Here is a 25,691-nt window from a genome sequence, read left to right as displayed (position 1 = left end):
GGTGACGGGCGGCGGCGCACCGGTCCGGGCCGGCGGTGAGGGTGCCCTCGTGGAGGGGTGTCCGGGACCGGCCGGGCCGCGCGCCGCGCGGCCCTTCGCCGGTCACCGCGTTCACTCCGCGGCGGCGACCGTGACCGGGGCGTCCATCAGGACGGTGCGGCGGGGGTTGGCCGTCTGGAGGGGGAGCTCGACCGAGTGCTCCGGCCGCTCCGGCGTGCGCAGGGCATCGGCGTCCTCGAGGTGCGCCAGCGTCGTGCGCCGCGGATTGGCAATGTTGCGGAACATCATCGTCGTCTTCACCGTTTTGCTCGACCTTGTCGTCCTGGGCGCCGGTCGGGGTCAAAGAGCCCCACATAGACGCGGGTTGTCGGATTCGCCATCCCTGTAAAGCGTCAGGCTAAACATTCAATTCCCTGGCGATGCCGTGAAGAGGCCATGATCGCTGTGTGAGTTTGCTCACTCACCAAGGGGCAAACCGGTCAATCGAGGCCCCCAATACGGGCCGACCAAACGGACATTACTCCACTGAACCAGTCATTCCGCTCCTGATCATCGCGACTGGGACACGGTCGTGACGCCCATGGCTCGTAGGCCTATGCCCGGTATGTACGAGAACCCCTTACACGCCTCGTGACCTGTCACTCACATGCTGTCACGGAGGTCACAGCCTGGTACATGGCCCTTGTTGGAGATCCTGCACTGTGCTGGAATTCCTCGGACCGCCGCGGATTCACGAATCCGGCGCGCAGGGGCGCTACTCAGCGCCGAGTGGCGGCGGGAAGGGGGAACCTGCGCCGGTCATTCAGACCACAGACACAGGGCGCATCTGCGTCCGTGTACAACGCCGACACCGCCCCGCCGTTCCAGCGGAGGGGCGCCTGGTCCAGAGGTTGCGACGCTAGTGCAGGGACGTTTCAAGAGGGATGGCAGCGCTTCGGCGGAGCCGGAGCCGCGCGGCGGGACCGACCGCGGTTCCTCGCCCCAGCACGCCCAGAACCCGGGACCGGCAGAGGTCGGCGGCAGCGGTGAACACTCCGCTCGCGCCGGCGCGAAGCCCAAGGCTCCCGCCACCACGACCGACGCCACGTCGACGGGTACACCGAGCTACGGCTCGCGTGTAGCCCTGCGGAACTGGCGCATCTCGACGCGACTTGTCTCGCTGCTCGCGCTCCCCGTGGTCGCCGCGACCTCGCTGGGTGCGCTCCGCATCAACGAGTCGATGGACAACATCCAGCAGCTCGACAACATGCGGCTGCTGACCGAGATGACCAAGCAGGCCACCGAGCTCGCCGCCGCGCTCCAGCAGGAGCGCGACGAGACGGCCGGTCCGCTGGCACACGGCGCACTGGCCAACGACTACGAGGTCAAGTCGGCGCGCGACAAGACCGACGTGGCGAAGAAGCACTTCCTCGAAGGCACGCAGCAGGTCGACGACGCGACGGCCAAGGGCCAGCTCGCCGGCGTGCACGACAGCCTCGTCGGTGTCGTGAGCGAGCTGTACAAGCTCAACCAGATCCGCAGCGACGCCTACAACGACCCGCAGAACGCGACCCAGACGGTGGACGCGTACCACCGCCTGGTCACCGAGCTCCTCGCGCTCTCGCAGGACATGGCCGAGGCGACCAGCAACCCGGAGATGATCCAGCGCACCCGCGCGCTGGCCGCGTTCTCCTCCGCCAAGGAGTACGCCTCCGTCCAGCGGGCCATCATCGCCGCCGCGCTTCCCACGCAGCCGAAGGTCTTCGGAACCCTCTCCAAGAACGACCAGCAGTACGCGCTGTCCGCGCAGGAGAGCCAGGAGTCCGAGAACAGCAGCTTCAAGAACATCTACGGCAAGGGCAGCACGGACCTGCTCCAGCCGATCGAGGGTGACAACCCGACGATCAAGTCGGCCGACCAGTACGCCAAGCGCGTGCTGAGCAACCCCGAGGGCCTCAAGACGCAGAACAAGCGGTCCTACAAGGACTGGCTCGACGACGACTCGTCCAAGATCGACCAGATGTCGAAGATCGAGACCACGCTGCTCAGCGAGATGGAGCAGAAGGCCCGTGAGCTGCGCAACGAGTCCCAGAGTGAAGCGATCATCTCCGGTGTACTGATCCTGCTCGTCCTCGGTGTCTCGCTCGTCGGCGCCTTCGTCGTGGCCCGGTCCATGATCCGCTCCCTGCGCCGCCTCCAGGACACCGCCACCCGGGTCGCCTCGGACCGCCTGCCCGAGCTCGTCAAGCAGCTCTCGGAGTCGGACCCGCAGGACGTCGACACCTCCGTGGAGTCGGTCGGTGTGCACTCCCGGGACGAGATCGGCCAGGTGGCCGCGGCCTTCGACGACGTGCACCGCGAGGCTGTCCGCCTCGCCGCCGAGCAGGCCCTTCTGCGAGGCAACGTCAACGCGATGTTCACCAACCTCTCGCGCCGTTCCCAGGGTCTTATCCAGCGCCAGCTCTCGCTCATCTCCGAGCTGGAGTCCCGCGAGGCCGACCCCGACCAGCTCTCCTCGCTGTTCAAGCTCGACCACCTCGCGACCCGCATGCGCCGTAACGGTGAAAACCTTCTCGTTCTCGCCGGTGAAGAGCCCGGTCGCCGCTGGACCCGTCCGGTCCCGCTGGTCGACGTGCTCCGCGCCGCCGCCTCCGAGGTGGAGCAGTACGAGCGCATCGAACTCTCCTCGGTGCCGGGCACCGAGGTCGCCGGCCGGGTCGTCAACGACCTCGTCCACCTGCTCGCCGAGCTCCTGGAGAACGCCACGTCGTTCTCCTCCCCGCAGACCAAGGTCAAGGTCACCGGTCACGCCCTGCCCGACGGCCGCGTGCTGATCGAGATCCACGACACCGGTATCGGTCTGTCCCCCGAGGACCTGGCCGCGATCAACGAGCGGCTCGCCGCTCCGCCCACGGTGGACGTCTCCGTCTCCCGACGCATGGGTCTGTTCGTGGTCGGTCGTCTGTCGCAGCGTCACGGCATCCGTATCCAGCTTCGTCCGTCCGACTCCGGCGGTACGACCGCGCTGGTCATGCTGCCGGTGGACGTCGCCCAGGGCGGCAAGAAGCCCATGCCGAACAAGCCGGGCCAGAGTGCCGTCGGCGGCGGCCCCGCCGCCGCGCAGGCCTCGGCCGGCGCGTCCGCGGCCCGTCGCTCGGGCGGTCCCTCACTCGCTGCCGGATCCCCCTCCGCCCCCGGCGGTCCCCTCGGGGCCCCGCCGCAGCGCGGACAGGTCGGCGCGGGCCAGGGTCCGCGGGCCGCGCTGCCCGGCAGCAACCAGGGCGGTCGCCCGGGTGGCTCCGGCGGTGCGCGTGGCCAGCAGGGCCAGGCCGGCGGCCAGCAGGGCAGGCAGGCTCCCGCCGGTGCGAACGCCTTCGGGCAGAGCCCGCAGCAGGGCTTCCCCGCCCAGAACGGCTCGCAGCAGCAGGGCTTCGGCAACGGAACCGGCACGGGCCAGAACGCCTTCGGCGACAGCAACGCGGCTCCGGCCGCGCCCGCGAAGGCACCGTCCAACGGCAAGAGCGGCCGTCGCCGGCCGCAGCTTCCGGGACGCGGTGGCGCCGCGCGCGCCGAGCTGCCCGGTGGCAACGCCGGCTCCCGCACGCCGAGCTGGAGCGACGACAACGCGCAGCCGCCGGTTCCGCGTACGTCCCCCGACACCCCGCGTGGTCACGAGGACCCCGACGCCACGTCCCGCATGCCGCGGGTCGATGACCGGGGCCCCGCCTCCACCGCGGAGTTCGCCCGTCCCGACTTCGACGCCCCGCGCCCCGGCGCGAGCGCGCCGCAGAACAACGGCCAGAACAACGGCCAGTACGGTTACGCCTCCGGCAACCAGTCCCCCACCGGCCAGAACCCGGCCGCCACGGGACAGTTCGCCGCCCAGGGCTACGGCGCCTCCCAGTCGCCGTCGTCCACCGGCCAGTTCGCCCAGCCGGGCTACGCGCCTTCCCAGGACCCCGCGTCCACCGGGCAGTTCGCGGCAACCGGCTACGGCAACGGGCAGGGTTCGTCCACCGGACAGTACGAGCGACCGGCAACCCCACAGCCGCCCGCCCGTCCGCAGGCCCCCGAGGCGCTTCCCCCGGCCTCGAACCCCGGTGACGGCCGTACCCCGCTGTACGACACGCTGGAGACCAACTGGTTCCACGGTCAGGCCAACGGCTCGGACGGCGCGCCGGTCAACGGCACCGCCCACCAGAACAACGGTTCCCAGGGATACCCGCCGGCCGCCCCACAGCAGCCGCAGACTCCCCCGGCTCCGCAGCGGCCGGCCGCCGCACCGACCGCTGCTCCGACCGCCGCTCCGGCCGCGACCACGACGTGGCGCAGCTCTCCGAACGACGACCTCGTCAAGCAGGCGGAGCGTTCCCGTAAGCCGTCGGCAGGCGGGGTCACCACCTCAGGCCTGCCGCGCCGAGTCCCGCGAGCCAACCTCGTCGCGGGCACGGCACAGCAGCAACAGCACCAAAGCGGTCCGCAGGTCTCGCGTGCGCCTGATGACGTACGCGGCCGGCTGACCAATCTCCGTAGGGGCATTCAGCAAGGTCGACAGGCCGCTCCCAACGGCCAGACCGGCAGCTTCCCCAGCCCCACTCACCAGCAGGAGCGTTAGTTGAGCCCGATGAGCCAGGCGGCACAGAACCTCAACTGGTTGATCACCAACTTTGTGGACAACACCCCCGGGGTGTCCCACACCGTCGTCGTGTCCGCCGACGGACTCCTTCTGGCGATGTCCGAAGGCTTCCCCCGCGACCGCGCGGACCAACTGGCGGCCGTCGCCTCCGGACTCACTTCGCTGACTGCCGGGGCTTCCCGGATCTTCGAAGGCGGTGCGGTGGCCCAGACGGTCGTGGAGATGGAGCGCGGTTTCCTCTTCCTGATGTCGGTTTCGGACGGATCGTCTCTCGCGGTCCTCTCCCACCCGGAATGCGACATCGGCCTCGTCGGCTACGAGATGGCACTGCTCGTCGACCGTGCGGGCGCCGTCCTCACGCCGGACCTGCGTGCCGAACTACAAGGCAGTCTGCTTCACTGACCGCCGCCGGATCCAGACACCGCACGAAATCACCGTCCGGCCGCCACAATCCCCCCACCGGCCCCAACAGACGGCACGACTGACCGACTTGCTGTCCCGCCCGGAGGATTCATGACCCCGCCCCCCGCCTCTCATGATCCGTACGCCGAGTCGTACGGGGATGAAGGCGACCAGCCGCTGGTACGTCCGTACGCGATGACCGGCGGCCGGACCCGGCCGCGGTACCAACTGGCCATAGAAGCTCTGATCAGCACCACGGCCGATCCGGCCCAGCTGATGGGACTGCTGCCCGAACACCAGCGCATCTGCCATCTGTGCCGGGAAGTGAAGTCGGTGGCCGAGGTGTCGGCCCTCCTGTCCATGCCGCTCGGCGTGGCCAGGATCCTTGTCGCGGACCTCGCCGAGGCCGGACTTGTCGCCATTCACCAGCCTGGCGGCGATGAGAACAACGGCGGCGCGCCGGACGTGACACTGCTCGAAAGGGTGCTCAGTGGACTTCGCAAGCTCTGACGGAGGCCGGGCGACCACCTCCGCGAAGATCGTCGTAGCGGGTGGCTTCGGTGTCGGCAAGACCACGTTCGTGGGTGCCGTCTCCGAGATCAACCCTCTGCGTACCGAGGCCGTCATGACCTCCGCCTCGGCGGGCATCGACGACCTCACCCACACCGGGGACAAGACCACCACCACGGTGGCCATGGACTTCGGCCGTATCACCCTCGACCAGGACCTGATCCTGTACCTCTTCGGTACGCCGGGCCAGGACCGCTTCTGGTTCATGTGGGACGACCTGGTCCGCGGCGCCATCGGCGCCGTGGTCCTGGTGGACACCCGGCGTCTCGCCGACTGCTTCCCCGCGGTCGACTACTTCGAGAACAGCGGCCTGCCGTTCGTCATCGCCCTCAACGGCTTCGACGGTCACCAGCCGTACAACCCGGAGGAAGTGCGCGAGGCTCTTCAGATCGGCCCGGACGCTCCGATCATCACGACGGACGCGCGACACCGTGCAGATGCGAAGAGCGCTCTGATCACCCTGGTCGAGCACGCTCTCATGGCACGGCTGCGGTAGCAGCCAAGTAGACGACTCTGTATGGAAGTTGTCGTAGACGCGTTGGAGCCGGCTGTGTCATTTGACACGGCCGGCCTCAGTGTTCATAACGTTTCGACAGAGAATTTCGCCGGCCCCGACACGCATAGCGGTCGCCCGGTACCCCTGCGTTCATGAAGGCCCCGTCTTTTGACGGGGCTCGCTCTTTATGACCGTTTTGTCTGTGGTCAGCGCCACTCGGAATCATCCGTTCCGAGTGTTTGGAATGGCGCTGCTTGACGTGCTGGAATGCGCTGAACTGCCCAGTAGTCAAGGGCGCTGGTAGATACGGCGGCACACAGTAGGTGCCGACGCCGAGAGGTTGTTGGTCGAGTGAGGCGAAGCATGAACGGTCCCGAGCCGTCGGCACGGGGCAACTTCACCCCGCCGGCGCGCGGAGCGGCGCCCGCACAAGTCGCCGGCCCGGAGCCCACGCCGGCGCCCGCGCCGAGCGGAAGCCGATTCTCCCCGCGTAACTGGCGTGTGCCGACCAGGCTGAACGCGATCCTGCTCATACCCGTGGTGGTCGGCCTCGTCATGGGCGGCTTCCAGGTGAAGGGCTCGATCGACACCTGGCAGGAAGCGCAGGACGCCGAGAAGACGGCGCGCCTCGTGCAGGCGGCACTGAACTACGGCGACAAGCTGTTCGTCGAGCGTGACCTCAGCGCCTACCCGCTGCTGTCCGGCAAGGGTGCCAAGGACGCCACCGTCGTCAAGGTCCGCCGCGACACCGACCTGGCCGCCGACGCCTTCGACGAGGCCGCCCAGGACATGCCCAAGACTCCGGGCCTGGAGCGCCGCCTCACGGTCTTCCACAATGTCGAGCCCGGTCTCACGAAGCTGCGGGAAGCCGCGTACACCACCGCGCTTCCCGGTGTGAAGACCGAAGAGGGCTACCTCCAGATCCAGCACCCGCTGATGGAGTTCGCCAACGAGCTCGGTCTGGGCACCGGCAACATCACCAGCTACGGCCGTACGGTCTACGCGATCTCGCTGTCCAAGGCCGCGCTCTCGCTGGAGCGGTCCATCGGCATGCACATGCTGATCAAGCCGGGTCCCGGCGTCAGCAGCCTCGCCAGCCAGCGCGTCGCCCTGTCCTCGTACGCCTACCTCGAAGGCATCGCCATCGAGGAGTACAAGGGTGGTGGCACCGAGGAAGACTCGGCCAAGCTCGAATCGGCTTCGGCGAAGGTCAAGTCGGAACTGACCGCGAAGGCCCGCGAGGCCGCGGGCGCCGACCCGAACTACGTGCCGCCGCCCTCGGGCGACACCGAGATGGTCAAGGAACTCTCCGGGCTCGAGTCCCCGCTGGAGGCCGAACGCGCGGGGCTCGCCGCCAAGGGCGTCACCGCCCAGAACTGGATGGCGGTCAACACCGCCAAGTACAACGCGTACCGCCAGATCGAGTCGGACCTCGCCGACAAGGCCGTGGCCGAGGCCGGTGACATCTCCGACAGCGCCCGGACCGACGCCTTCATCACCGGCGCCGCCGTCGTGATCGCCCTGCTCGCCGCGTTCATCCTGGCCGGCATGGTGGCCCGCCAGATGAGCCGCGCGATGCGCCAGCTCCGCAGCGCCGCCTTCAATGTCGCCGAGCAGCGTCTGCCGATGCTGGTCGACCAGCTCTCGCGCACCGACCCCGGCCGGGTCGACACCCGCGTGCAGCCGATCCCGATCACCACCACGGACGAGATCGGCGAGGTCGCCCGCGCCTTCGACCAGGTCCACCGCGAGGCCGTACGACTGGCCGCCGAGCAGGCCCTCCTGCGAGGCAACATCAACGCGATCTTCACCAACCTCTCGCGCCGCAACCAGTCGCTGATCGAGGGCCAGCTGACCCTGATCACCGACCTGGAGAACAACGAGGCCGACCCGGACCAGCTGGAGAACCTCTTCCGCCTGGACCACCTCGCGACCCGTATGCGCCGCAACGGCGAGAACCTCCTGGTCCTCGCGGGCGAGGAGCCCGGACGCCGCTGGGACCAGCCGGTCCCGCTGGTCGACGTCCTGCGCGCCGCCTCCTCCGAGGTGGAGCAGTACGAGCGCATCGAGCTCTCCGGTGTCCCGGAGGCCGAGATCCACGGCCGCGCCGTGACCGACCTCGTGCACCTGCTCGCCGAGCTCCTGGAGAACGCGACCACGTTCTCCTCCCCGCAGACCAAGGTCCGTGTCACCGCGACCCGTCTTCCCGACGGCCGCGTCATGGTCGAGATCCACGACAAGGGAATCGGCCTCACCGCCGAGGACTTCGCGGACATCAACCACAAGCTGGCCAACCCGCCGACCGTGGACGCCGCGATCTCGCAGCGCATGGGCCTCTTCGTGGTCGGCCGGCTGTCCGACCGCCACGGCATCCGCGTCCAGCTCCGCCCCTCGGGCGAGCAGGCCGGCACCACGTCCCTGGTCATGCTCCCCGACGCCATCACCCACGGTGGCGGTGGCGAGCACCAGCCGATGGCCGACGAGTTCACCGTGTCGCAGATCATCCCCGAGCAGCAGCAACAGCAGCAGTCGTTCCCGGGCGAGAACTTCGGTGTCCCGCAGCAGCCTGTGCTGACCGCCGCGGACCTCGGCTTCGACGACAGCCGCTACGAGGTCCCGGACGACGCCCGTGATCTGGACCCCGTGGGCCGCTCCCTGATGCGCGAGGAGCGCCGTGCGGCGCTGGAGGCCCAGGCGCAGGGTCCGGAGGCCATCGAGGCCCCCCAGGCCTACGCCGACGGCTTCGACGCGCAGCCCGCCTCCGCGTACGACAACGGGCAGGCGTCCTTCGACGGCACCCAGGCGTACGACGGCACCCAGGGTGTCCAGGGTGTCCACGAGGAGCAGCAGACCACGTACGACCAGCAGACGTCGTACGAGGAGCCGCAGCAGGCCCCGTACGACGAGGCGTACTTCCCGTCCAACGGCGGCTACCCTGAGCCCTCCTACACGGAGCCGGTCCAGCAGGACCACGCCGGAATGGGCGGCTCCGCCCCGGAGACGGTGCCGGGCTTCGGTGAGCCGTCCTACCAGGACGACTGGCCGCAGCAGGACACGCGCCAGGACGCATACCAGGGCGGGTACCGGCCCGACTACGCTCCGCAAGCGGAATCCCCGCAGGTCGCTGACGCGGGCGAGCAGAACAGCGTAGGCTTTGGTCGTCCGGGTCCGGCCTCTTCAGCCCCCCACACGATGACCAACGCGGGACTCCCCCGTCGCGGACCCGCCCCCGCCGGCAACGCCCGGCGCCCCGCGGAACCGGCGAGGGAGCAGGCGGCGCCCATGTCCTCCGGGAACACGGGCGACGATTGGCGGTCGTCGAACGACGATCGGTGGCAGCGCGCCGAGCAGCTGAAGAAGCCCAAGGCGGGCGGGGTCACCTCGTCCGGTCTGCCGCGGCGGGTGCCCAAGGCCAACCTGGTCGAGGGAACCGCGGAATCGACCCCCCAGGGAGGCCCCCAGGTCTCCCGCGCTCCTGAGGACGTCCGGGGCAGGCTGAGCAACCTGCGTCGCGGCGTGGAGCGGGGACGCAGTGCAGGTACTGACACGAACGGTCAGGGCTTCGGTTCTGACAGCACCTACAACCAGGAGCGTTAGTTGTGAGCCCGATGAGCCAGGCGGCACAGAACCTGAACTGGTTGATCACCAACTTCGTGGACAACACCCCCGGGGTGTCGCACACAGTGGTGGTCTCCGCCGACGGACTCCTTCTGGCTATGTCCGAAGGCTTTCCCCGTGACCGCGCCGACCAGCTGGCAGCCGTCGCGTCCGGTCTGACCTCTTTGACCGCGGGCGCGTCCCGTATCTTCGAGGGCGGCCACGTGAACCAGACCGTTGTGGAGATGGAGCGAGGATTCCTCTTCCTGATGTCCGTTTCGGATGGTTCTTCACTCGCAGTACTTGCACACCCTGAGGCGGACATCGGTCTCATTGGGTACGAGATGGCGCTTCTGGTGGACCGTGCGGGCACGGTTCTCACTCCGGACCTTCGTGCGGAGCTCCAGGGCAGCCTTCTCAACTAATAGACAGACGGTGCGAATTCGCGTCCCGGGGCCGTAAGGTTTCGGGACGCGGTCCCAGCGTTGGGTGCCCGGCACGGTCGGAGGAGGAGAGAGAGTGGTAACACCCCCAGGCGGTTCGTCTTCGGGCAACTGGTCGTACGGCCCCGGCCAGGGGCAGGGCGGCCAGGGCGACGGTTCACAGAACCCGTACAACTTTCCCTCCGCACCCGGCCAGCGACGGCAGTACCCGCCCCAGGGTCCGCAGGGCCCCGGGCCCTCTCCCTACGACCAGCCGTCGGCGCCGCGCATCCAGCCCGTGCAGCCGCAGCGGCGCTCCCCCGAGGCGTCACCCGCCGGGGGTGCCAGCAATCCCCTGGTGCGTCCCTACGCCATGACGGGTGGCCGCACCAGGCCCCGCTACCAGCTCGCCATCGAGGCGCTGGTGCACACGACCGCGCAGCCGCACCAGATGCAGGGCCAGTTGCCCGAGCATCAGCGCATCTGCAACCTCTGCCGGGAGATCAAGTCGGTGGCCGAGATCTCGGCCCTGCTGACCATCCCTCTCGGTGTAGCCAGGATCCTCGTCGCCGACTTGGCGGAGGCGGGCCTGGTCGCCATTCATCAGCCGGGCGGCGACGAGAGCGCCGGCGGCCAGCCAGCCGTGACATTGCTCGAAAGGGTGCTCAGTGGACTTCGCAAGCTCTAGCGGAGGGCCTTCCCGCTCCACCACGTCCGCGAAGATCGTGGTGGCGGGCGGCTTCGGCGTGGGCAAGACCACGTTCGTCGGCGCCGTCTCGGAGATCAACCCGCTGCGCACCGAGGCCGTCATGACGTCCGCCTCGGCGGGCATCGACGACCTCACGCACACCGGCGACAAGAAGACGACGACCGTCGCCATGGACTTCGGCCGTATCACCCTCGACCAGGACCTGATCCTGTACCTCTTCGGTACGCCCGGTCAGGACCGCTTCTGGTTCATGTGGGACGACCTGGTCCGCGGCGCCATCGGCGCGATCGTCCTGGTGGACACCCGGCGTCTCGCCGACTGCTTCCCCGCGGTCGACTACTTCGAGAACAGCGGCCTGCCGTTCGTCATCGCCCTCAACGGCTTCGACGGCAACCAGCCGTACCAGCCCGAGGAGGTCCGCGAGGCCCTTCAGATCGGCCCCGACGCCCCGATCATCACGACGGACGCCCGCCACCGCGCGGACGCCAAGTCGGCGCTGATCACGCTGGTCGAGCACGCCCTCATGGCGCGCCTGCGCTAGCGGCCCCCGCTCGTACGACAACGGCCCCCGCTTCTCCGGCCGGAGAAGCGGGGGCCGTTGCTCGTTCGCCGTACGCCCCGGCACGCGCGGGCGAGGACTCCCGGCCGAACTCCTGCCCCGTACAGCCCCGTTGGGCGGCGGGACGACCGGGGCCCGCCCGAACGCCCGCCGCAGAGCCCCCTGTCGGCCCTGGAGGGCGTCCTCGGACTCCCGGACACACCACAGCCCCGTCCTCCACCGGAGGACGGGGCTGTCGGCGTCAGACTCTCAGCGCCAGCTGTGCGGCGCCCGGAAACCGGGCTCCCGCTCCAGTCGGCGCCAGCCCGCCTTGCGGTGGGGGCGGTGGGAAGGAGCGGCATCAGTGGGAGCGGCGGCGGCGCGGGCCAGGAGGATCGCCGTGATGGCGGCGACCTCCTCGGGCTCGGCGTGGCCCTTCTCGACGCGGATGTCAGCGTTGCTCATAGGTTTCAGTCTCCATGAGAGAGGTTTCCGCGGGGGTACCGCGGAGAATCCGCAGGGTTACTGCGGGGGGTTGCCGTGCTTGCGGGAGGGCAGGTCCGCGTGCTTGGTGTGCAGCATCGCGAGCGACTTGACCAGGACCTCGCGGGTCTCGGCGGGGTCGATGACGTCGTCGACCAGACCGCGTTCGGCGGCGTAGTACGGGTGCATCAGCTCGGCCTTGTACTCCTTGACCATGCGGACCCGCATGGCCTCGGGATCGGCGGCGTCGGCGATCTGGCGGCGGAAGATGACGTTGGCGGCGCCCTCGGCGCCCATCACGGCGATCTCGTTCGTGGGCCAGGCGTAGGTGAGGTCGGCCCCGATGGACTGGCTGTCCATGACGATGTAGGCACCTCCGTACGCCTTGCGCAGGATGAGGGAGATCCGCGGCACCGTCGCGTTGCAGTACGCGTAGAGCAGCTTCGCGCCGTGCCGGATGATCCCGCCGTGCTCCTGGTCGACACCCGGGAGGAACCCAGGCACGTCCAGCAGCGTGATGATCGGGATATTGAAAGCGTCACACATCTGGACAAAGCGCGCAGCTTTTTCGGAGGCCTCGATGTCGAGGACACCGGCCAGGCTCTGCGGCTGGTTGGCCACGATGCCGACGACCATGCCGTCCAGGCGGGCCAGCGCGCAGATGATGTTGCGGGCCCAGCGCTCGTGGATCTCCAGGTAGTCGCCGTCGTCGACGAGCTCCTCGATGACCTTGGTCATGTCGTACGGGCGGTTGCCGTCGGCCGGGACCAGGTCCAGCAGCACCTCGCTGCGGCGGTCCGCCGGGTCGGCGGACTCCGCGCGCGGCGGGTTCTCGCGGTTGTTCTGCGGCAGCATCGACAGGAGGTAGCGGACCTCGGCGATGCAGGTCTCCTCGTCGTCGTAGGCGAAGTGGCAGACGCCGGAGGTCTCCGCGTGGACGTCGGCGCCGCCCAGGCCGTTCTGGGTGATCTCCTCGCCCGTCACCGCCTTGACCACGTCCGGGCCGGTGATGAACATCTGCGAGGTCTCGCGGACCATGAACACGAAGTCCGTCAGCGCGGGGCTGTAGGCCGCGCCGCCGGCGCACGGGCCGAGCATCACCGAGATCTGCGGGATGACCCCGGAGGCCCTGGTGTTGCGCTGGAAGATGCCGCCGTAGCCGGCCAGCGCCGAGACGCCCTCCTGGATACGGGCGCCCGCGCCGTCGTTCAGGGACACCAGCGGCGCACCCGCCGCGATGGCCATGTCCATGATCTTGTGGATCTTCGTGGCGTGGGCCTCGCCCAGCGCGCCGCCGAAGATGCGGAAGTCATGCGCGTACACGAAGACCGTACGGCCCTCGACCGTGCCCCAGCCGGTGATCACACCGTCGGTGTACGGCTTCTTGGCCTCCAGGCCGAAACCGGTCGCCCGGTGCCGGCGCAGCTGCTCGACCTCCTGGAACGAGCCCGCGTCCAGCAGCAGCCCGATGCGCTCCCTCGCGGTCAGCTTGCCCTTGGCGTGCTGCGCCTCGGTCGCCTTCTCGCTCGGGCCACGCAGCGCCTCCGCGCGGATGGCGTGCAGTTCGGCCACACGGCCACGCGCGTCCGTCGGTTCGCCTGCGGGGATCGTGGAGCTCGCGGTGTCGGCCTCGTCCAAAACGGTCATGTAGCGACCATACGAAGTCCACCAAGGAAACAGGGCCGTCGACTCTGCACAGTCTCCGGACCGTTTTCCTGGCGCCCCTGAACAGAACCACCATCACATGCAGGCGATCCGACTGCCAGGAGGGGCTTGGGTTTGTGGATGTCTCACAAACTGTTCGGCCGACTGCCATCTCACATCCATGAGTGGCACATGCCATCACCGGGGTGACGCGGACGCCCGTTCGGCGGTCCGCGCACCCTGGAGGCGCCGGCTCAGCAGCCGCCGCAGTTGTAGTAGAGGACGTCCCAGTGGTTGCCCTCGTCGGCGTAGATGTTGCCGGCACCGGACCGGTACTGCGGAGCGCCGTCGCCGCGCAGGCCTATGTAGCCGAAGGTGTTCTTGATGTAGCCGGTGACGCAGGTGTTCTTGCCGTAGTCGAGCTTGTAGCCGTTCCAGTGCGAGTAGGTGCCGCTCGCGTGGCCGGTCTCGGTGCCGCCGGTGATGTTGAGCGCGCAGCCGCTGGCCCCCTTGAGGGTCTGGGCGCCCTGCGCGGTGGCGAGGTTGAGCTGCTCGAACGACGTGCAGGTGGAGTTGTTGCGGTCGGAGCAGCCACCGGAGGAGGACCAGGTGATGCCGGACTGGCGGAACATCGAGGTCGCGGTGGCGTGGCTGATCTTGCTGACGGCGAAGGCGTCGCCGGCGGTGCCGACGACGGCGACACCGGGGGCCACGACGAGGGCGAGGGCGGTCAGCGTGGACCTGAGCTTCATCTGGGGAGACCTTTCCTGCTGAGGACCGTGGGGCGGCCGCACGGACGTCCGGCCGCGTTTCCTGTGGGGCGGCTGTGCAGGGGGTGCACGCAGATGGTGCCCGAGTTCTACGCGCGTCCGCCAGAGGTCCGGCAAGGGTGACCCACCATCACCGCGCACCCGCGACCCAACGTGACCCCGCGCACACGCTCCGGATGATGTTGAAAGTTGAACGGAATAGGTCTACGGTTGCCTTCGTTGGAGTCGTTGAACATTAAACAGCCTGACGCCGTGGCTCTCACCGGAACCGCGGCCCGTCCCCCCAAGGAGCACCTCATGGGCATCTTCGGCCGCAAGACCACCGACACCGCCGCCGCCTCCGCCACCTCGACGGCCACCGCGACGGCCGGTGCCGTGAACCCGGACCTGGCCGCGCTGACCGGCGACTACACCATCGACCCGTCCCACTCGAGCATCGGTTTCGTCGCCCGGCACGCGATGGTGACCAACGTCAAGGGCACGTTCAACGAGTTCGAGGGCACGCTGCACCTGGACGGCACCGACCCGTCGCGGTCCACGGCCTCCCTCGACATCACGATGGACAGCATCGACACCGGGTCCGCCGACCGCGACGGTCACCTCAAGAGCGCCGACTTCTTCAAGACCGACGAGTTCCCGGCGATGACCTTCCGCTCCGTCAAGGCGGAGGCCCTCGGCGGTGACGACTACCGGATCACCGGCGATCTGGAGATCCTCGGCACCACCAAGCAGATCAGCATCGATCTGGAGTTCAACGGCGCCGCCAAGGACCCGTTCGGCAACGAGCGCGTGGGCTTCGAGGGCAAGGCCGAGATCCTCCGCTCCGAGTGGGGCCTCACCTGGAACGCGGCCCTGGAGACCGGTGGCGTCCTCGTCTCCGACAAGATCAAGCTGAACTTCGACATCTCGGCGATCAAGAACGCCGGCTGAGCCCCGGGCTTCGGCCCCGCGCCGCCGAGCGCCTTCTCCGACGCCGAGCTCCCCGGACAGGGGCGCTCGGCGTCGCCGTGTGCGCGGACCGCGGCCGGCCCGAGCGCGGCCGGACGAAGTGCGTCACCCCTCGACGAACCGGGTCACCCCAACGGAGTGCGTCACCCCTCAGAAGCCGCCGCCGAAGTCGCCGCCGCCCCCGCCGAAGTCGCCTCCCCCGCCGTCACCGAAGCCGCCGCCGAAGTCACCGGGGTCGAAGTCGGCACCGGAGACATCGCCTCCGTCGTAGCCGCCGCCGAAGTCGCCGTAACCGGTGCCGTACGCGGCCCCGTATCCGGGGCTCGCCATCATGCTGCCGAGCACGGTCCCCACGAGCAGGCCCGGCAGCACGCCGCCGCCGAAGTAGCCGCCCGCCCAGGGGCCGTACGCCGGACCCGCGTCCCAGTACGGGCGGCGGCCGTACTCCGTCTCGACCTCGCGCACCGCGGGCTGTTCGCCGCCGGTGAGACGCATCCAGTCCGCCTTGCAGACCGGGACCTCGCGGGGCGCGCCCCCGTCGGGTGTCCAGGCCGCGTCGGCGACGGAGGGGCCGTGCCGGGGGTCGAAGAAGCAGGGCGCGCGGCGCTCGGGGACCGGGCGGTGCTCGCGGCGCGCCGCGAGCACGGCGAGGGAGAAGCGGCCCTCCTCCAGGGACTGGGTGACGGCGCGTACGTCCTCGGGGCGCCGGGCCTCGGCCATGAACGACTTCGCCTGTTCGTAGGCGTCCAGCGCGCGTTCGTAGTCCGCGCGCATCACGTCGTCCGCGCCTGCCTCCGCGGGGTGGAAGTCGAGGCGGTCGAGTTCCTCGCCGAAGGCGGTGATGTCCTCGTCCACGACCACGCGGAGCCTGTCGAGCGCGGCGCGCTGTTCCTCCTCCTTGCGGCGCCGGTTGCGGCGCACGACCGTGTAGGCGCCCGCGCCGCCGACGACGGCCACCGCGCCGACCGCGATCAGCGCTCCCGTCGAGACACCTCCGCCGTCCGTGGCACCGCCCCAGCTCGCGGGGGCCGAACCGTGGATGCCGGGGAGCGCGAGGTCGGTGAACCGGTTCAGCTGGGTGTTCGCGTCCGACACGCCCTGGACGCTGGTGACCAGGTTCTGTACGGCCGAGCGGGACATCACCGCGGAGTCGGCGCGGGCGTCGAAGCGGTCGCCGAGCCTGATCGCGTAGAGGCCCGTGACGCCGGTGTCGGTGCGCAGGTTCCGGAAGAGGTTCTCGGTGGGGAAGTCCGCGGGAAGCACGGCGACGAAGAGCGGCTTGTCGGCCTTCTTGATCTTGGCGGCGAGGGCGTCGGCCTCCGGCGCGGACAGCTGCCCGGAGGCGGCCGGGTCCACATAGACGGGGCCCTTCCGCAGGGCCGCCGCGACCGTGGAGACGTCCGTCGCGGCATGGGCCCCGGGCGCCGGGAACCACACCAGGGCCAGGGCCGCGAGTATCAGTGCGACCAGCAGGCCCGGAAGTCCTCGGGTGTGTGCGGCCCTCATGCCTTGAAGCTACCCGAACCAGAGCGAAACCGGACATCGGGAGAGCGGCGTCCCGCTGCCGCCGGAACGCGGGCCGGCCGGGGCTGATGTGTCCAGCCCCGGCCGGCCCTCCACGTTCTCCCTCTATCCCGCTCGGTACGCCTGGGCCAGCTTCGCCACCGCCTCTCCGTAGTGGCCGGTCAGCAGAAGGTGATCCGCGTCCGCGAAGGGGGCCGCGTTCGCCGCGGTGACCGACGAGCCGATCTTCTGCTGGACGAGCAGACGGGCCTTCGTCACGGCCGCGCGGGCCGTCCCGTCGGCGCCGTGCCGCTCCGCCGCCGAGGCCACCAGGGCCAGCGCCCGCAGTCTGGCGGCGCCACCCCCCGGTACGTTCGTCAGCGTGGTGAGACCCCATCCGTACGGGAACTGCGGATCGTAGGAGGTGTCACCGACGTTGATCGGGAGCTGGGACTCCGACTTCGGCCAGGTGACCGGGAGCTGCCCGGTGAAGGCGCGCTTTCCGTAGAGGACGTCCGCGACCCCGTCGCCCTCGGTGCCCGGCAGCCAGGAGGCCACCAGGGCGTCGACGGCTCCGAGCCGGTCGCCGATGAGCTGCGGGCGGCCCGAGACGATCAGCACCGCGCACTTCATCGCCGCGCACACCTTGTCGACGGCCGCCTTGTCGGCCGCGGTCAGCTCCAGGTCGTTGCCGTTGCCGACATCGCCGACGCCCTCCGCGTACGGGGTCTCGCCGACGACGACCACACCGACGTCGTAGCCGCCGGTCGGGGCCGAGGCGTCCTTGGAATAGGTGACGTCACCGCCGGCGTTCCGCATGCCCTGGAGGATCGTGGTGCCCTTGGTGTTGCTGCCGGACGAGCCCTGCCAGGTGAGGGTCCAGCCGCCGGTCTGGTTGCCGAGGTCGTCGGCGTTCGAACCGGCGACGTACACCTTCTGGGACTTCCTCAGCGGCAGGACTCCGCCCGCGTTCTTCAGCAGGACCTGGGACTCGGCCGCCGCCTGCCGTGCCACGGAGCGGTGCGCGGCGGAGCCGATCCTCGACGCGCCGCTGGTGTCCGCGTACGGCTTCTCGAAGAGGCCCAGCTCGAACTTCTGGGTGAGGATGCGCGACACGGCGTCGTCGATCCGCCGCTCGGTGACGCGGCCCGCCTTCACCTCGTCCGTGAGCGCCGCCCGGAAGTCCTTGTACGAGTACGGCACCATCATCATGTCCACGCCCGCGTTGACCGAGGTGCGCACGTGCGAGGCGTAGTCGCCGGGGAGCTGGTCGATGGCGTTCCAGTCGCTGATGACGAAGCCGTCGAAGCCCATCCGGCCCTTGAGCACGCCGTTGATCATGTCGGCGCGGGCGTGCATCTTCACCGGTCCCCGGCCGTCACCGACGATGTCGAGCGAGGAGTAGGACGGCATGACCGAGCCGACACCGCGGTCGACCGCCGTCTTGAAGGGCGCCAGGTGCACGGCCTCCAGCTCCTGCCGGGTGACCTTGGTGACGCCCTGGTCGACGGTGTACGAGCCCGTCGTGGACGTGCCGTACCCGGTGCCGCCGTCGCCGACGAAGTGCTTGGCGGTGGCGAGGACCTTGTCGTCGTCCTTCAGGTCGCTGCCGTCGCGGGCGCCCTGGAGTCCCTGGACGACCGTCTCCATGGACTTCACGAGCGCCGGGTCCTCGCCGAAGGACTCGTAGGAGCGGCCCCAGCGTTCGTCGCGGGTCACGCACAGACACGGGGCGAAGTCCCAGGGGATGCCGGTGGCGCGGACCTCGGCGGCGGTCACCGCGCCCGTCCGCTCCGCCAGAGCGGGGTCACGGGTGGCGCCGAGCCCGATGTTGTGCGGCATGATCGTCGCGCCGGCGAGGTTGTTGTGGCCGTGCACCGCGTCCACGCCGTAGATCAGCGGGATCTGGAACCGCGTGGCCTGCGCCCTCAGCTGGTAGCCGTCGATCATCGCCGCCCAGGCCTCGGCGGTGTTGGGGGTCGGCGTGGAGCCGCCGCCGGAGAGCAGCGACCCGAGGTCGTAGGCGGCGATGTCGCCGCCCGTGCCGATCGCGCCGCGCTCGGCCTGGGTCATCTGGCCGGTCTTCTCCTCCAGGGACATCCGGGAGACCAGGTCGGCGACCCGCTTCTTCACGGGCAGTTTCGGGTTCAGGTACGGCAGCCCGTGGGCGTCGACGACGATCTGCGGGGTCTCGGCGGGGGCCTTGGCGCCGGTCACCGTGAGCTTGAGGGGGATCGTCTCGGCCGCTTCGGCGGACTTGTCGCGCAGGGTCCGGACGGTGACGGTGCGGCTCGCGCCGGACGTCGTGCCCGCCGGGAAGGTGATCTCGCCCTTGACGGAGGCGTAGTCCTTGCCCGGCTCGGCGCCGCCGCCCGTGCTCTCGTACGCGACGGTCACGGGCTCCTCGATCGGGGCGGAGCCGGTGGTGGCGACGGAGATCCTCACCCGCGCCGTGCCGCCCTCCTTCACCGGGTAGACCGCCGAGTCGGTGGTGACGGAGGCCCGCAGGGACTGGTCGGCCTTGCCGTACAGCTCGACGTCGTCCAGGGCGAACCGCCCCTGGACGCCGACCGGGAGAGTCAGGGCGTAGCCCCACATCTGCGTCAGGCCGAGGACGTGGTCGATACCGCCGACCGGCTGGTAGTCCGTGCGATAGACGAAGTCGGCGAACGGGATCTCGATCTGTTTCCAGCCGCTGAAGTCATCGGTGAAGGAGGTCGTCCACAGTTCCGAGGCCTCGCCGTTGGCGCCGCCGTCCTTGATCTCGAAGGCGATCTTCTTGCCGGTGGCGCGGCCGTCCCACCAGAGGCGGATCCCCTTGTGCGCGGACCAGTCGTGGGCCGGCTGGTCCGCCGCGAAGTCATGGGTGAAGCCGCCGTAGCCGCTGATGTCGTAGTCGCCGGTGAGGACCTTGGCGCCCTCGGGCGCGTCGGACCGCGAGGTCAGGGCCAGCTTCGGCGGGTCGTCGCTGTCGCCGCCCCAGGTGAAGATCCCCTCGGCGGGCTGGTTCGCGAAGGGCACCTCGCCCTCGAAGCGGTCGACCGGGACGGGTGCGGGATCACCGGCCGCCGCCGTTCCCGCCGTGGCGAGCGGAAGCAGTCCGGCGATCAGCGCGGCACCGGCCAGCAGAGCGGTTCTTCGTACGGAATTCCGATCGAGCCCGGTCAATGGGGGTCCCCTCGACTCTCACGTCGTTCTGACGACGTTGCTTCCTGACGATGACGTGCTTGCTCTGTTCCCTCACTCTTCTTACGGCTTAGATCAGGGCGTGAGTTAACTGGCGCCCCGGCCACCCGTCAAGACTTCACGCCGGAACCGGTACAGACTCAAGTCCCGTCCGGATCAGAGCAGTTGTTCCTTCAAAGTCTGAACGCGCAACCCCTTGACGCGGCTTCGCAGCCGTCATTTACTCACGCCTCGCACGCCTCCCCCCACCTCCAGAAGGGCGGCGCTCCATGAGGAGATCCACTCGGGCGGCCCGGCTGATCGTCGCCGGGCTGCTCGCCACCGCGGGATTCACGGCGGCCGCGCCCGCGCACGCCGCGGGCGAACAGGTCACCGCGTACCTGACGACGACGGACGACGACGGCGGACGGCATGTCGTCCGCGGGCTCCAGGCCCAGGCGCCGTTCGCCTTCCAGTCGGGCAGCGGCGGCAGCGGTGAGAACATCACCGTCGACGAGAACACGCGGTACCAGACCTTCACCGGCGGCGGCGCGTCCTTCACGGACACCGCGGCCTGGCTGATGAACAGCAGCGGCGCCCTGTCGCAGAGCACCCGCGACGCGACGATGCGCAAGCTGTTCTCACCGACGGACGGGATCGGGCTGTCCTTCCTGCGCAACCCGATGGGCGCCTCGGACCTCGCGCGCTACGGCTACAGCTACGACGACGTGCCGGCCGGGCAGAGCGACCCCGGCCTGGCGCAGTTCTCCATCGCGCACGACCTGGCCGACGTGGTGCCGCTGACCAGGCAGGCGCTCCAGCTCAACCCCTCCCTGACGGTCATGGCCTCGCCGTGGACGGCACCGGCCTGGATGAAGGACAGCGGGTCGCTGAACGGCGGCTGGCTGAAGGCGGAGAACTACGGCGCCTACGCCTCGTACTTCGTGAAGTACCTCCAGGCGTACCGGGATCAGGGCGTCCCCGTCTCGTACGTCACCGCCCAGAACGAGCCGACCTGCTGCTCGGGCTATCCGTCGATGAGCTGGAACGCCTCGGGACTCGCCTACTTCACCAAGAGCGAGCTCCTGCCCAAGCTCCAGGCGGCCGGTCTGTCCACCAAGGTGCTCGCGCACGACTGGAACTGGGACGTGTACGACTCCTACGCCGCCCAGACGGTCGACGACGCGGCGGTCCGCTCGCACCCGAACTTCGGCGGGATCGCCTGGCACGGGTACGGCGGCGACATCGCCAAGCAGACGGGCGTGCACAACCAGTACCCGGGCCTCGACGCCTTCGGGACCGAGCACTCCGGCGGCACCTGGATCGCCAACCAGCAGCGCGAGGACATGCTCAACATCGTCGACTACACCCGCAACTGGGCGAAGTCGGTGACCAAGTGGTCGCTCGCCGTGGACCAGAACAAGGGCCCGCACAACGGGGGTTGCGGCACCTGCACCGGGCTGATCACCGTGCACAACGGGGACGGCGCGAGCGGGACCGTCGACTACACGGTCGAGTACTACACGATGGGCCACCTGACGAAGTTCGTCCGGCCGGGGGCGCAGCGGATCGCCTCCACGGCCTCGTCGGCCGTCCCGAACGTCGCCTGGCGCAACCCGGACGGCAGCAAGGCGCTGATCGCCTACAACGACGCGTCGAGCGCCAAGACGGTGACCATCAACTGGGGTTCCCAGCACGCCACTTACTCGCTGCCGGGCAAGACCTCGGCGACCTTCACCTGGTCCGGCACCCCGTCGGGCGGGGGCAGCCAGTCGGGCGCGTTCGTCGGGCTGGCCGGCAAGTGCCTGGACGTGGCGGGCGCGTCGAGCGCCAACGGCACCGCGGTGCAGCTCTACGACTGCAACGGAACCGCCGCGCAGTCCTGGACCGTGGGGACCGACGGGTCGGTGCGCTCGCTCGGGAAGTGCCTCGACGTCACGTCGGGGTCGGCGTCCGACGGCGCCAAGGTCCAGCTCTACGACTGCAACGGCTCCGGCGCCCAGCAGTGGTCGTACAACTCATCGACGGGTGACGTGGTCAACGCCGCGGCGAACAAATGTCTCGATGTGACCGGCAACTCGTCGGCGAACGGGGCACGGGCGCAGATCTGGTCGTGCACGGGGGCCGCGAACCAGAAATGGCAGCTGCGCTAGCCGTCACGTACGCCGGACCGGCGAAAACGCCGTGAACGCCGTGAACGCCGGAGGGTGCGGGAAGCGCGCCCTCCGGCGTTCGGGCGTGTTCACGACGCGGGTTCCACCCCGGCCCGCAGCAGACCGTAGGTGTACGCGTCCTCCAGTGCCTGCCAGGACGCGGCGATGACGTTCTCCGCCACGCCGACCGTGGACCACTCCCCCGTGCCGTCGGACGTGGAGATCAGGACGCGGGTCGTGGACTGCGTGCCGTGCTTGCCCTCCAGGATGCGGACCTTGTAGTCGACCAGCTCCAGCTTGGCGAGCTGGGGGTAGATCGTCTCCAGGGCGACGCGCAGGGCGCGGTCCAGCGCGTTGACCGGGCCGTTGCCCTCGGCGGTGGCGACGATGCGCTCGCCCTTGGCGAAGAGCTTGACCGTGGCCTCGTTGGCGTGGCTGCCGTCGGGGCGGTCCTCGACGATGGCCCGCCAGGACTCGACCTCGAAGTAGGTGCGCGCCCTGCCCTCGGCCTCGGCGCGCAGCAGGAGTTCGAAGGAGGCGTCGGCGGCCTCGTAGGTGTAGCCCTTGAGTTCGCGTTCCTTGACGCGCTCCACGACGCGGGCGACGAGTTCGCGGTCGTCGCCGAGGTCGACGCCGAGCTCCTTGCCCTTGAGCTCGATGGAGGCGCGGCCGGCCATGTCGGAGACCAGCATCCGCATGGTGTTGCCGACCTGCTCGGGGTCGATGTGCTGGTAGAGGTCCGGATCGACCTTGATCGCGGAGGCGTGCAGGCCCGCCTTGTGCGCGAACGCCGACACCCCCACGTAGGGCTGGTGGGTGGAGGGGGTCAGGTTGACGACCTCGGCGATGGCGTGCGAGATCCGCGTCATCTCCCGCAGCGCGCCCTCGGGGAGCACCTTCTTGCCGTACTTGAGCTCCAGGGCGGCGACGACGGGGAAGAGGTTGGAGTTGCCGACGCGTTCGCCGTAGCCGTTGGCGGTGCACTGGACGTGGGTGGCGCCCGCGTCGACGGCGGCCAGTGTGTTGGCGACCGCGCAGCCGGTGTCGTCCTGGGCGTGCATGCCCAGCCGCGCGCCGGTGTCCGCGAGGACGGTGGAGACCACGGCCTGCACCTGCGCCGGGAGCATCCCGCCGTTGGTGTCGCACAGCACGACCACGTCGGCACCGGCCTCGTGCGCGGCCCGCACCACCGACTTCGCGTACTCCGGATTGGCCCGGTAGCCGTCGAAGAAGTGCTCGCAGTCCACGAACACCCGCCGTCCCTGCGCGACCAGGTGGGAGACGGTGTCGCGGACCATCTCCAGGTTCTCCTCCAGCGTGGTGCGCAGCGCCAGCTCCACATGCCGGTCGTGGGACTTGGCGACCAGCGTGATCACCGGGGCGCCGGAGGCCAGGAGCGCCTTGACCTGGGGGTCCTCCGAGGCCTTGCCGCCGGCCCGGCGGGTCGCTCCGAAGGCCACGAGCTGGGCGTGCCGGAAGTCGATCTCCTGGGCGGCGCGGGCGAAGAACTCGGTGTCGCGGGGGTTGGCGCCGGGCCAGCCGCCCTCGATGAAGCCCACCCCGAAGTCGTCCAGGTGCCGCGCGATGGCCAGCTTGTCCGCCACGGTGAGGTTGATGCCCTCGCGCTGCGCGCCGTCGCGCAGCGTCGTGTCGAAGACGTGGAAGGAATCGTCGACTTCGCTGGTTTCCGTCATGGTCTCAAGGCTCCTGTATTGAAACTCGGTCTACCGGAATGACCGGCTCCACCGTCCCCCAATGATCCCGCGCGCTGCGCTCCCGGCTGAAGGTGGGCCAGAAATGCGAAAAACCCCTCGCGGGTGCGAGAGGTCTGCGCGCGGGTCGAGAACGACGGTGTCCGCCCGTACCTGGTCGTACGTGGCGGTCACTGCGGACCGGCGCGCCTGCTGCCAATAATCGTGGCGAACGAGAGCACGGGGGCAGTGTGGCACAAACCGCCTCCGTGATCACACGGTGTCTCAGGATGCGAGCACTGGGCTACATGGCCGGTACGGATGTACGACCGGTCAGCCCAGCGACGCGTCGAGGAACTCCTTCACGTGGGACAGGACCTGATCGCGGCTGGTGCCGCGCAGACCGATCGCCACATGGATGGAGAAGCCGTCCATCAGGGCGCGCAGCCGGGCGCCGAAGCGGTCCGCGTCGACGGGGCGGAACTCTCCGCGCGAGACGCCCTCGGCGAGCAGCGCGACGAGGTCCCGGTGCCAGGCACCCTCGATGGCGGCCTGCCGTTCGCGGGCGTCGTCGTCCGCGTTCTGGGAGTGGTTCCAGACCTCCAGCCACAGGGTCCAGTGCGGGTCCCGGTGGCCGTCGGGGACGTACAGGTCGACGTAGGCGTCCAGGCGTTCGCGGGCGGTTCCGCGCGCGGCGAGCAGCCGGCCGCGCTCGGCGCCGAGGCGGCCCTCGCTCCACTCCAGGGTGCGCAGCAGCAGCTCGTCCTTGGTGCGGAAGTAGTAGAGGAGGTGGCCGCTGCTCATGCCGACCTCACGGCCGAGCGCCGCCATGGTGAGTTTCTCCAGACCGCGTTCGGCGATCATCTCCATGGCGACGGCGAGGACCTCCTCGCGCGGTGGCGCGTTCTTCCGCGCACCGGCCATCCGTGACTCCCCTTGTCAGACCTTCGGCTGCTGCTGGGTGATGCAGTGGATGCCACCGCCGCCCGCGAAGATCGTACGTGCGTCCACCAGGGTCACGGTCCGCTCGGGGAAGAGCCGGCGGAAGATGCCCGCCGCCGTCTCGTCGCGCGGGTCGTCGAAGCCGCAGAGCACGACGCCGCCGTTGCAGAGGTAGTGGTTGATGTAGGAGTAGTCGGCCCAGTGGCCGTCGGCCTCCAGGACGGTCGGGGCGGGGACCTCGACGACCTCGATGGCGCGGCCGCGGGCGTCGGTCTGGGCCTTGAGCAGCCCGATGACCTCCTTGCCGACCTCGTGGTCGGGGTGCGCGGGGTCCTGCTGGGAGTGGGCGACGATCACCCCGGGCCGGGCGAAGGCGGCGACGATGTCGACGTGGCCGAGGGTGCCGAAGCCGTACGGGGGGTAGTCGCCGGTCAGGCCGCGCGGCAGCCAGATCGCCTTCTCGGTGCCGAGCTGGGCGTGGATCTCCGCCTCGACCTGCTCGCGGCTCCAGCCGGGGTTGCGCTCGGGGCCGAGCTGCACGGTCTCGGTGAGCAGCACGGTGCCCTCGCCGTCGACGTGGATCGCTCCGCCCTCGTTGACCAGCCGGGAGGCGTACGCCTTCGCTCCGGCCAGTTCGGCGACCTGCGCGCCGATCTTGGAGTCGTGCTCCCAGCGGGCCCAGTCCTGGGCGCCCCAGCCGTTGAACGTCCAGTCCACGGCGGCCAGTTCGCCCTGGCCGTTGGTGAGGAAGGTGGGGCCGATGTCGCGCATCCAGGCGTCGTCGAGTTCCCGCTCGACGGTGTCGACGCCGGGGCCGAGGAGTTCGGCGGCGGGGGCGGACTGGCCGGGGCCGCACACCACGGTGACGGGTTCGAAGCGGCGGACCGCGCGGGCCACCTCCGCCCAGGCGGCACGGGAGGCGGCGAGGTCCTCGGGGTTGTCGAAGGTGGGGTTGGGGCCCGGCCACGCCATCCAGGTGCGCTCGTGCGGGGTCCACTCGGCGGGCATGCGGAAGCCGTCGGCGGCAGCAGACATGGGTGATC

Annotated in this window: 19 protein-coding genes; 10 read left to right on the top strand and 9 right to left on the bottom strand. The window is 69.8% G+C overall.

Going from position 1 to position 25,691, the window contains the following annotated elements:
• Window positions 1–111: 111 nt before the first annotated feature.
• Window positions 112–300 carry a hypothetical protein gene (locus OG485_RS29970; protein WP_328447741.1) on the bottom strand — a complete coding sequence of 63 codons (189 nt, stop codon included), beginning with the start codon at window positions 298–300 and terminating at the stop codon, window positions 112–114.
• A gap of 601 nt (window positions 301–901) precedes the next feature.
• Here OG485_RS29970 and OG485_RS29965 point away from each other — a divergent pair.
• The 8 genes from OG485_RS29965 to OG485_RS29930 all read left to right on the top strand — a co-directional run bounded on the left by OG485_RS29965 (window position 902) and on the right by OG485_RS29930 (window position 11,352).
• Window positions 902–4,594: a sensor histidine kinase gene (locus tag OG485_RS29965; RefSeq protein ID WP_328671660.1), complete on the top strand. Its 3,693-nt coding sequence runs from the start codon at window positions 902–904 to the stop codon at window positions 4,592–4,594.
• 9 nt (window positions 4,595–4,603) lie between these two features.
• Window positions 4,604–5,017: a roadblock/LC7 domain-containing protein gene (locus tag OG485_RS29960; protein ID WP_266765867.1), complete on the top strand. Its 414-nt coding sequence runs from the start codon at window positions 4,604–4,606 to the stop codon at window positions 5,015–5,017.
• Window positions 5,018–5,128: 111 nt separating this feature from the next.
• Window positions 5,129–5,527 (top strand): DUF742 domain-containing protein, encoded by a 399-nt coding sequence (locus tag OG485_RS29955; protein WP_037624993.1) that lies wholly within the window; start codon window positions 5,129–5,131, stop codon window positions 5,525–5,527.
• Window positions 5,508–6,083 (top strand): GTP-binding protein, encoded by a 576-nt coding sequence (locus tag OG485_RS29950; protein ID WP_028802395.1) that lies wholly within the window; start codon window positions 5,508–5,510, stop codon window positions 6,081–6,083. Before OG485_RS29955 ends, OG485_RS29950 begins: the two co-directional genes overlap by 20 nt.
• Window positions 6,084–6,434: 351 nt before the next feature.
• Window positions 6,435–9,680: a sensor histidine kinase gene (locus OG485_RS29945; RefSeq protein WP_328671655.1), complete on the top strand. Its 3,246-nt coding sequence runs from the start codon at window positions 6,435–6,437 to the stop codon at window positions 9,678–9,680.
• 11 nt (window positions 9,681–9,691) lie between these two features.
• On the top strand, window positions 9,692–10,105 hold the full coding sequence (locus OG485_RS29940; RefSeq protein WP_261709979.1) for a roadblock/LC7 domain-containing protein: 414 nt from the start codon (window positions 9,692–9,694) through the stop codon (window positions 10,103–10,105).
• A gap of 94 nt (window positions 10,106–10,199) precedes the next feature.
• Complete coding sequence (locus OG485_RS29935; RefSeq protein WP_328671653.1) at window positions 10,200–10,790, top strand: DUF742 domain-containing protein; 591 nt, start codon at window positions 10,200–10,202, stop codon at window positions 10,788–10,790.
• Window positions 10,771–11,352: a GTP-binding protein gene (locus tag OG485_RS29930; RefSeq protein WP_151472110.1), complete on the top strand. Its 582-nt coding sequence runs from the start codon at window positions 10,771–10,773 to the stop codon at window positions 11,350–11,352. Before OG485_RS29935 ends, OG485_RS29930 begins: the two co-directional genes overlap by 20 nt.
• A 267-nt stretch (window positions 11,353–11,619) precedes the next feature.
• Here OG485_RS29930 and OG485_RS29925 read toward each other — a convergent pair whose 3' ends face one another.
• From OG485_RS29925 to OG485_RS29915, 3 genes are all read right to left on the bottom strand, one after another.
• Window positions 11,620–11,814 carry an acyl-CoA carboxylase subunit epsilon gene (locus tag OG485_RS29925; protein WP_328671650.1) on the bottom strand — a complete coding sequence of 65 codons (195 nt, stop codon included), beginning with the start codon at window positions 11,812–11,814 and terminating at the stop codon, window positions 11,620–11,622.
• A 57-nt stretch (window positions 11,815–11,871) separates the two neighbouring features.
• Window positions 11,872–13,479 (bottom strand): acyl-CoA carboxylase subunit beta, encoded by a 1,608-nt coding sequence (locus OG485_RS29920; RefSeq protein WP_328671649.1) that lies wholly within the window; start codon window positions 13,477–13,479, stop codon window positions 11,872–11,874.
• A gap of 251 nt (window positions 13,480–13,730) precedes the next feature.
• Window positions 13,731–14,228, bottom strand: a complete 498-nt coding sequence (locus OG485_RS29915) for a hypothetical protein (protein WP_328671648.1) — start codon at window positions 14,226–14,228, stop codon at window positions 13,731–13,733.
• 315 nt (window positions 14,229–14,543) lie between these two features.
• On the opposite strand from OG485_RS29915, the gene OG485_RS29910 reads away from it, so the two are divergent.
• Window positions 14,544–15,176: a YceI family protein gene (locus OG485_RS29910; protein WP_328674716.1), complete on the top strand. Its 633-nt coding sequence runs from the start codon at window positions 14,544–14,546 to the stop codon at window positions 15,174–15,176.
• Window positions 15,177–15,344: 168 nt separating this feature from the next.
• Here the strand turns inward: OG485_RS29910 and OG485_RS29905 are convergent, their stop codons facing one another.
• Both OG485_RS29905 and OG485_RS29900 read right to left on the bottom strand, forming a co-directional pair.
• The gene (locus OG485_RS29905; RefSeq protein ID WP_328671647.1) at window positions 15,345–16,700 is read right to left on the bottom strand and encodes a hypothetical protein; all 1,356 of its coding nucleotides are present in this window, start codon (window positions 16,698–16,700) and stop codon (window positions 15,345–15,347) included.
• Window positions 16,701–16,823: 123 nt separating this feature from the next.
• The gene (locus tag OG485_RS29900) at window positions 16,824–19,865 is read right to left on the bottom strand and encodes a glycoside hydrolase family 3 protein (protein WP_328671645.1); all 3,042 of its coding nucleotides are present in this window, start codon (window positions 19,863–19,865) and stop codon (window positions 16,824–16,826) included.
• Window positions 19,866–20,152: 287 nt separating this feature from the next.
• On the opposite strand from OG485_RS29900, the gene OG485_RS29895 reads away from it, so the two are divergent.
• A complete protein-coding gene (locus OG485_RS29895; protein WP_328671643.1) occupies window positions 20,153–22,015 on the top strand; it encodes a ricin-type beta-trefoil lectin domain protein in 1,863 nt (620 codons plus the stop codon).
• Window positions 22,016–22,104: 89 nt separating this feature from the next.
• Here OG485_RS29895 and cimA read toward each other — a convergent pair whose 3' ends face one another.
• The 3 genes from cimA to OG485_RS29880 form a co-directional block, all read right to left on the bottom strand.
• Window positions 22,105–23,709 carry a citramalate synthase gene (gene cimA / locus OG485_RS29890; RefSeq protein ID WP_328671641.1) on the bottom strand — a complete coding sequence of 535 codons (1,605 nt, stop codon included), beginning with the start codon at window positions 23,707–23,709 and terminating at the stop codon, window positions 22,105–22,107.
• Window positions 23,710–24,039: 330 nt separating this feature from the next.
• A complete protein-coding gene (locus OG485_RS29885; protein WP_328671640.1) occupies window positions 24,040–24,630 on the bottom strand; it encodes a TetR/AcrR family transcriptional regulator in 591 nt (196 codons plus the stop codon).
• A gap of 15 nt (window positions 24,631–24,645) precedes the next feature.
• Complete coding sequence (locus OG485_RS29880) at window positions 24,646–25,683, bottom strand: agmatine deiminase family protein (RefSeq protein WP_328671638.1); 1,038 nt, start codon at window positions 25,681–25,683, stop codon at window positions 24,646–24,648.
• Window positions 25,684–25,691: the final 8 nt, after the last annotated feature.

Source organism: Streptomyces sp. NBC_00328 (assembly GCF_036139655.1).
Classification (GTDB): domain Bacteria; phylum Actinomycetota; class Actinomycetes; order Streptomycetales; family Streptomycetaceae; genus Streptomyces.
This window is presented reverse-complemented; position numbering and strand designations above follow the sequence as displayed.

Coding starts and splice junctions, on each gene's coding strand:
- OG485_RS29920 (WP_328671649.1), bottom strand. CDS start 13,479: ATGACCGTTTTGGACGAGGCCGACACCGCGAGCTCCACGATCCCCGCA.
- OG485_RS29940 (WP_261709979.1), top strand. CDS start 9,692: ATGAGCCAGGCGGCACAGAACCTGAACTGGTTGATCACCAACTTCGTG.
- OG485_RS29960 (WP_266765867.1), top strand. CDS start 4,604: ATGAGCCAGGCGGCACAGAACCTCAACTGGTTGATCACCAACTTTGTG.
- OG485_RS29905 (WP_328671647.1), bottom strand. CDS start 16,700: ATGAGGGCCGCACACACCCGAGGACTTCCGGGCCTGCTGGTCGCACTG.
- cimA (WP_328671641.1), bottom strand. CDS start 23,709: ATGACGGAAACCAGCGAAGTCGACGATTCCTTCCACGTCTTCGACACG.
- OG485_RS29915 (WP_328671648.1), bottom strand. CDS start 14,228: ATGAAGCTCAGGTCCACGCTGACCGCCCTCGCCCTCGTCGTGGCCCCC.
- OG485_RS29925 (WP_328671650.1), bottom strand. CDS start 11,814: ATGAGCAACGCTGACATCCGCGTCGAGAAGGGCCACGCCGAGCCCGAG.
- OG485_RS29880 (WP_328671638.1), bottom strand. CDS start 25,683: ATGTCTGCTGCCGCCGACGGCTTCCGCATGCCCGCCGAGTGGACCCCG.
- OG485_RS29895 (WP_328671643.1), top strand. CDS start 20,153: ATGAGGAGATCCACTCGGGCGGCCCGGCTGATCGTCGCCGGGCTGCTC.
- OG485_RS29885 (WP_328671640.1), bottom strand. CDS start 24,630: ATGGCCGGTGCGCGGAAGAACGCGCCACCGCGCGAGGAGGTCCTCGCC.
- OG485_RS29910 (WP_328674716.1), top strand. CDS start 14,544: ATGGGCATCTTCGGCCGCAAGACCACCGACACCGCCGCCGCCTCCGCC.
- OG485_RS29955 (WP_037624993.1), top strand. CDS start 5,129: ATGACCCCGCCCCCCGCCTCTCATGATCCGTACGCCGAGTCGTACGGG.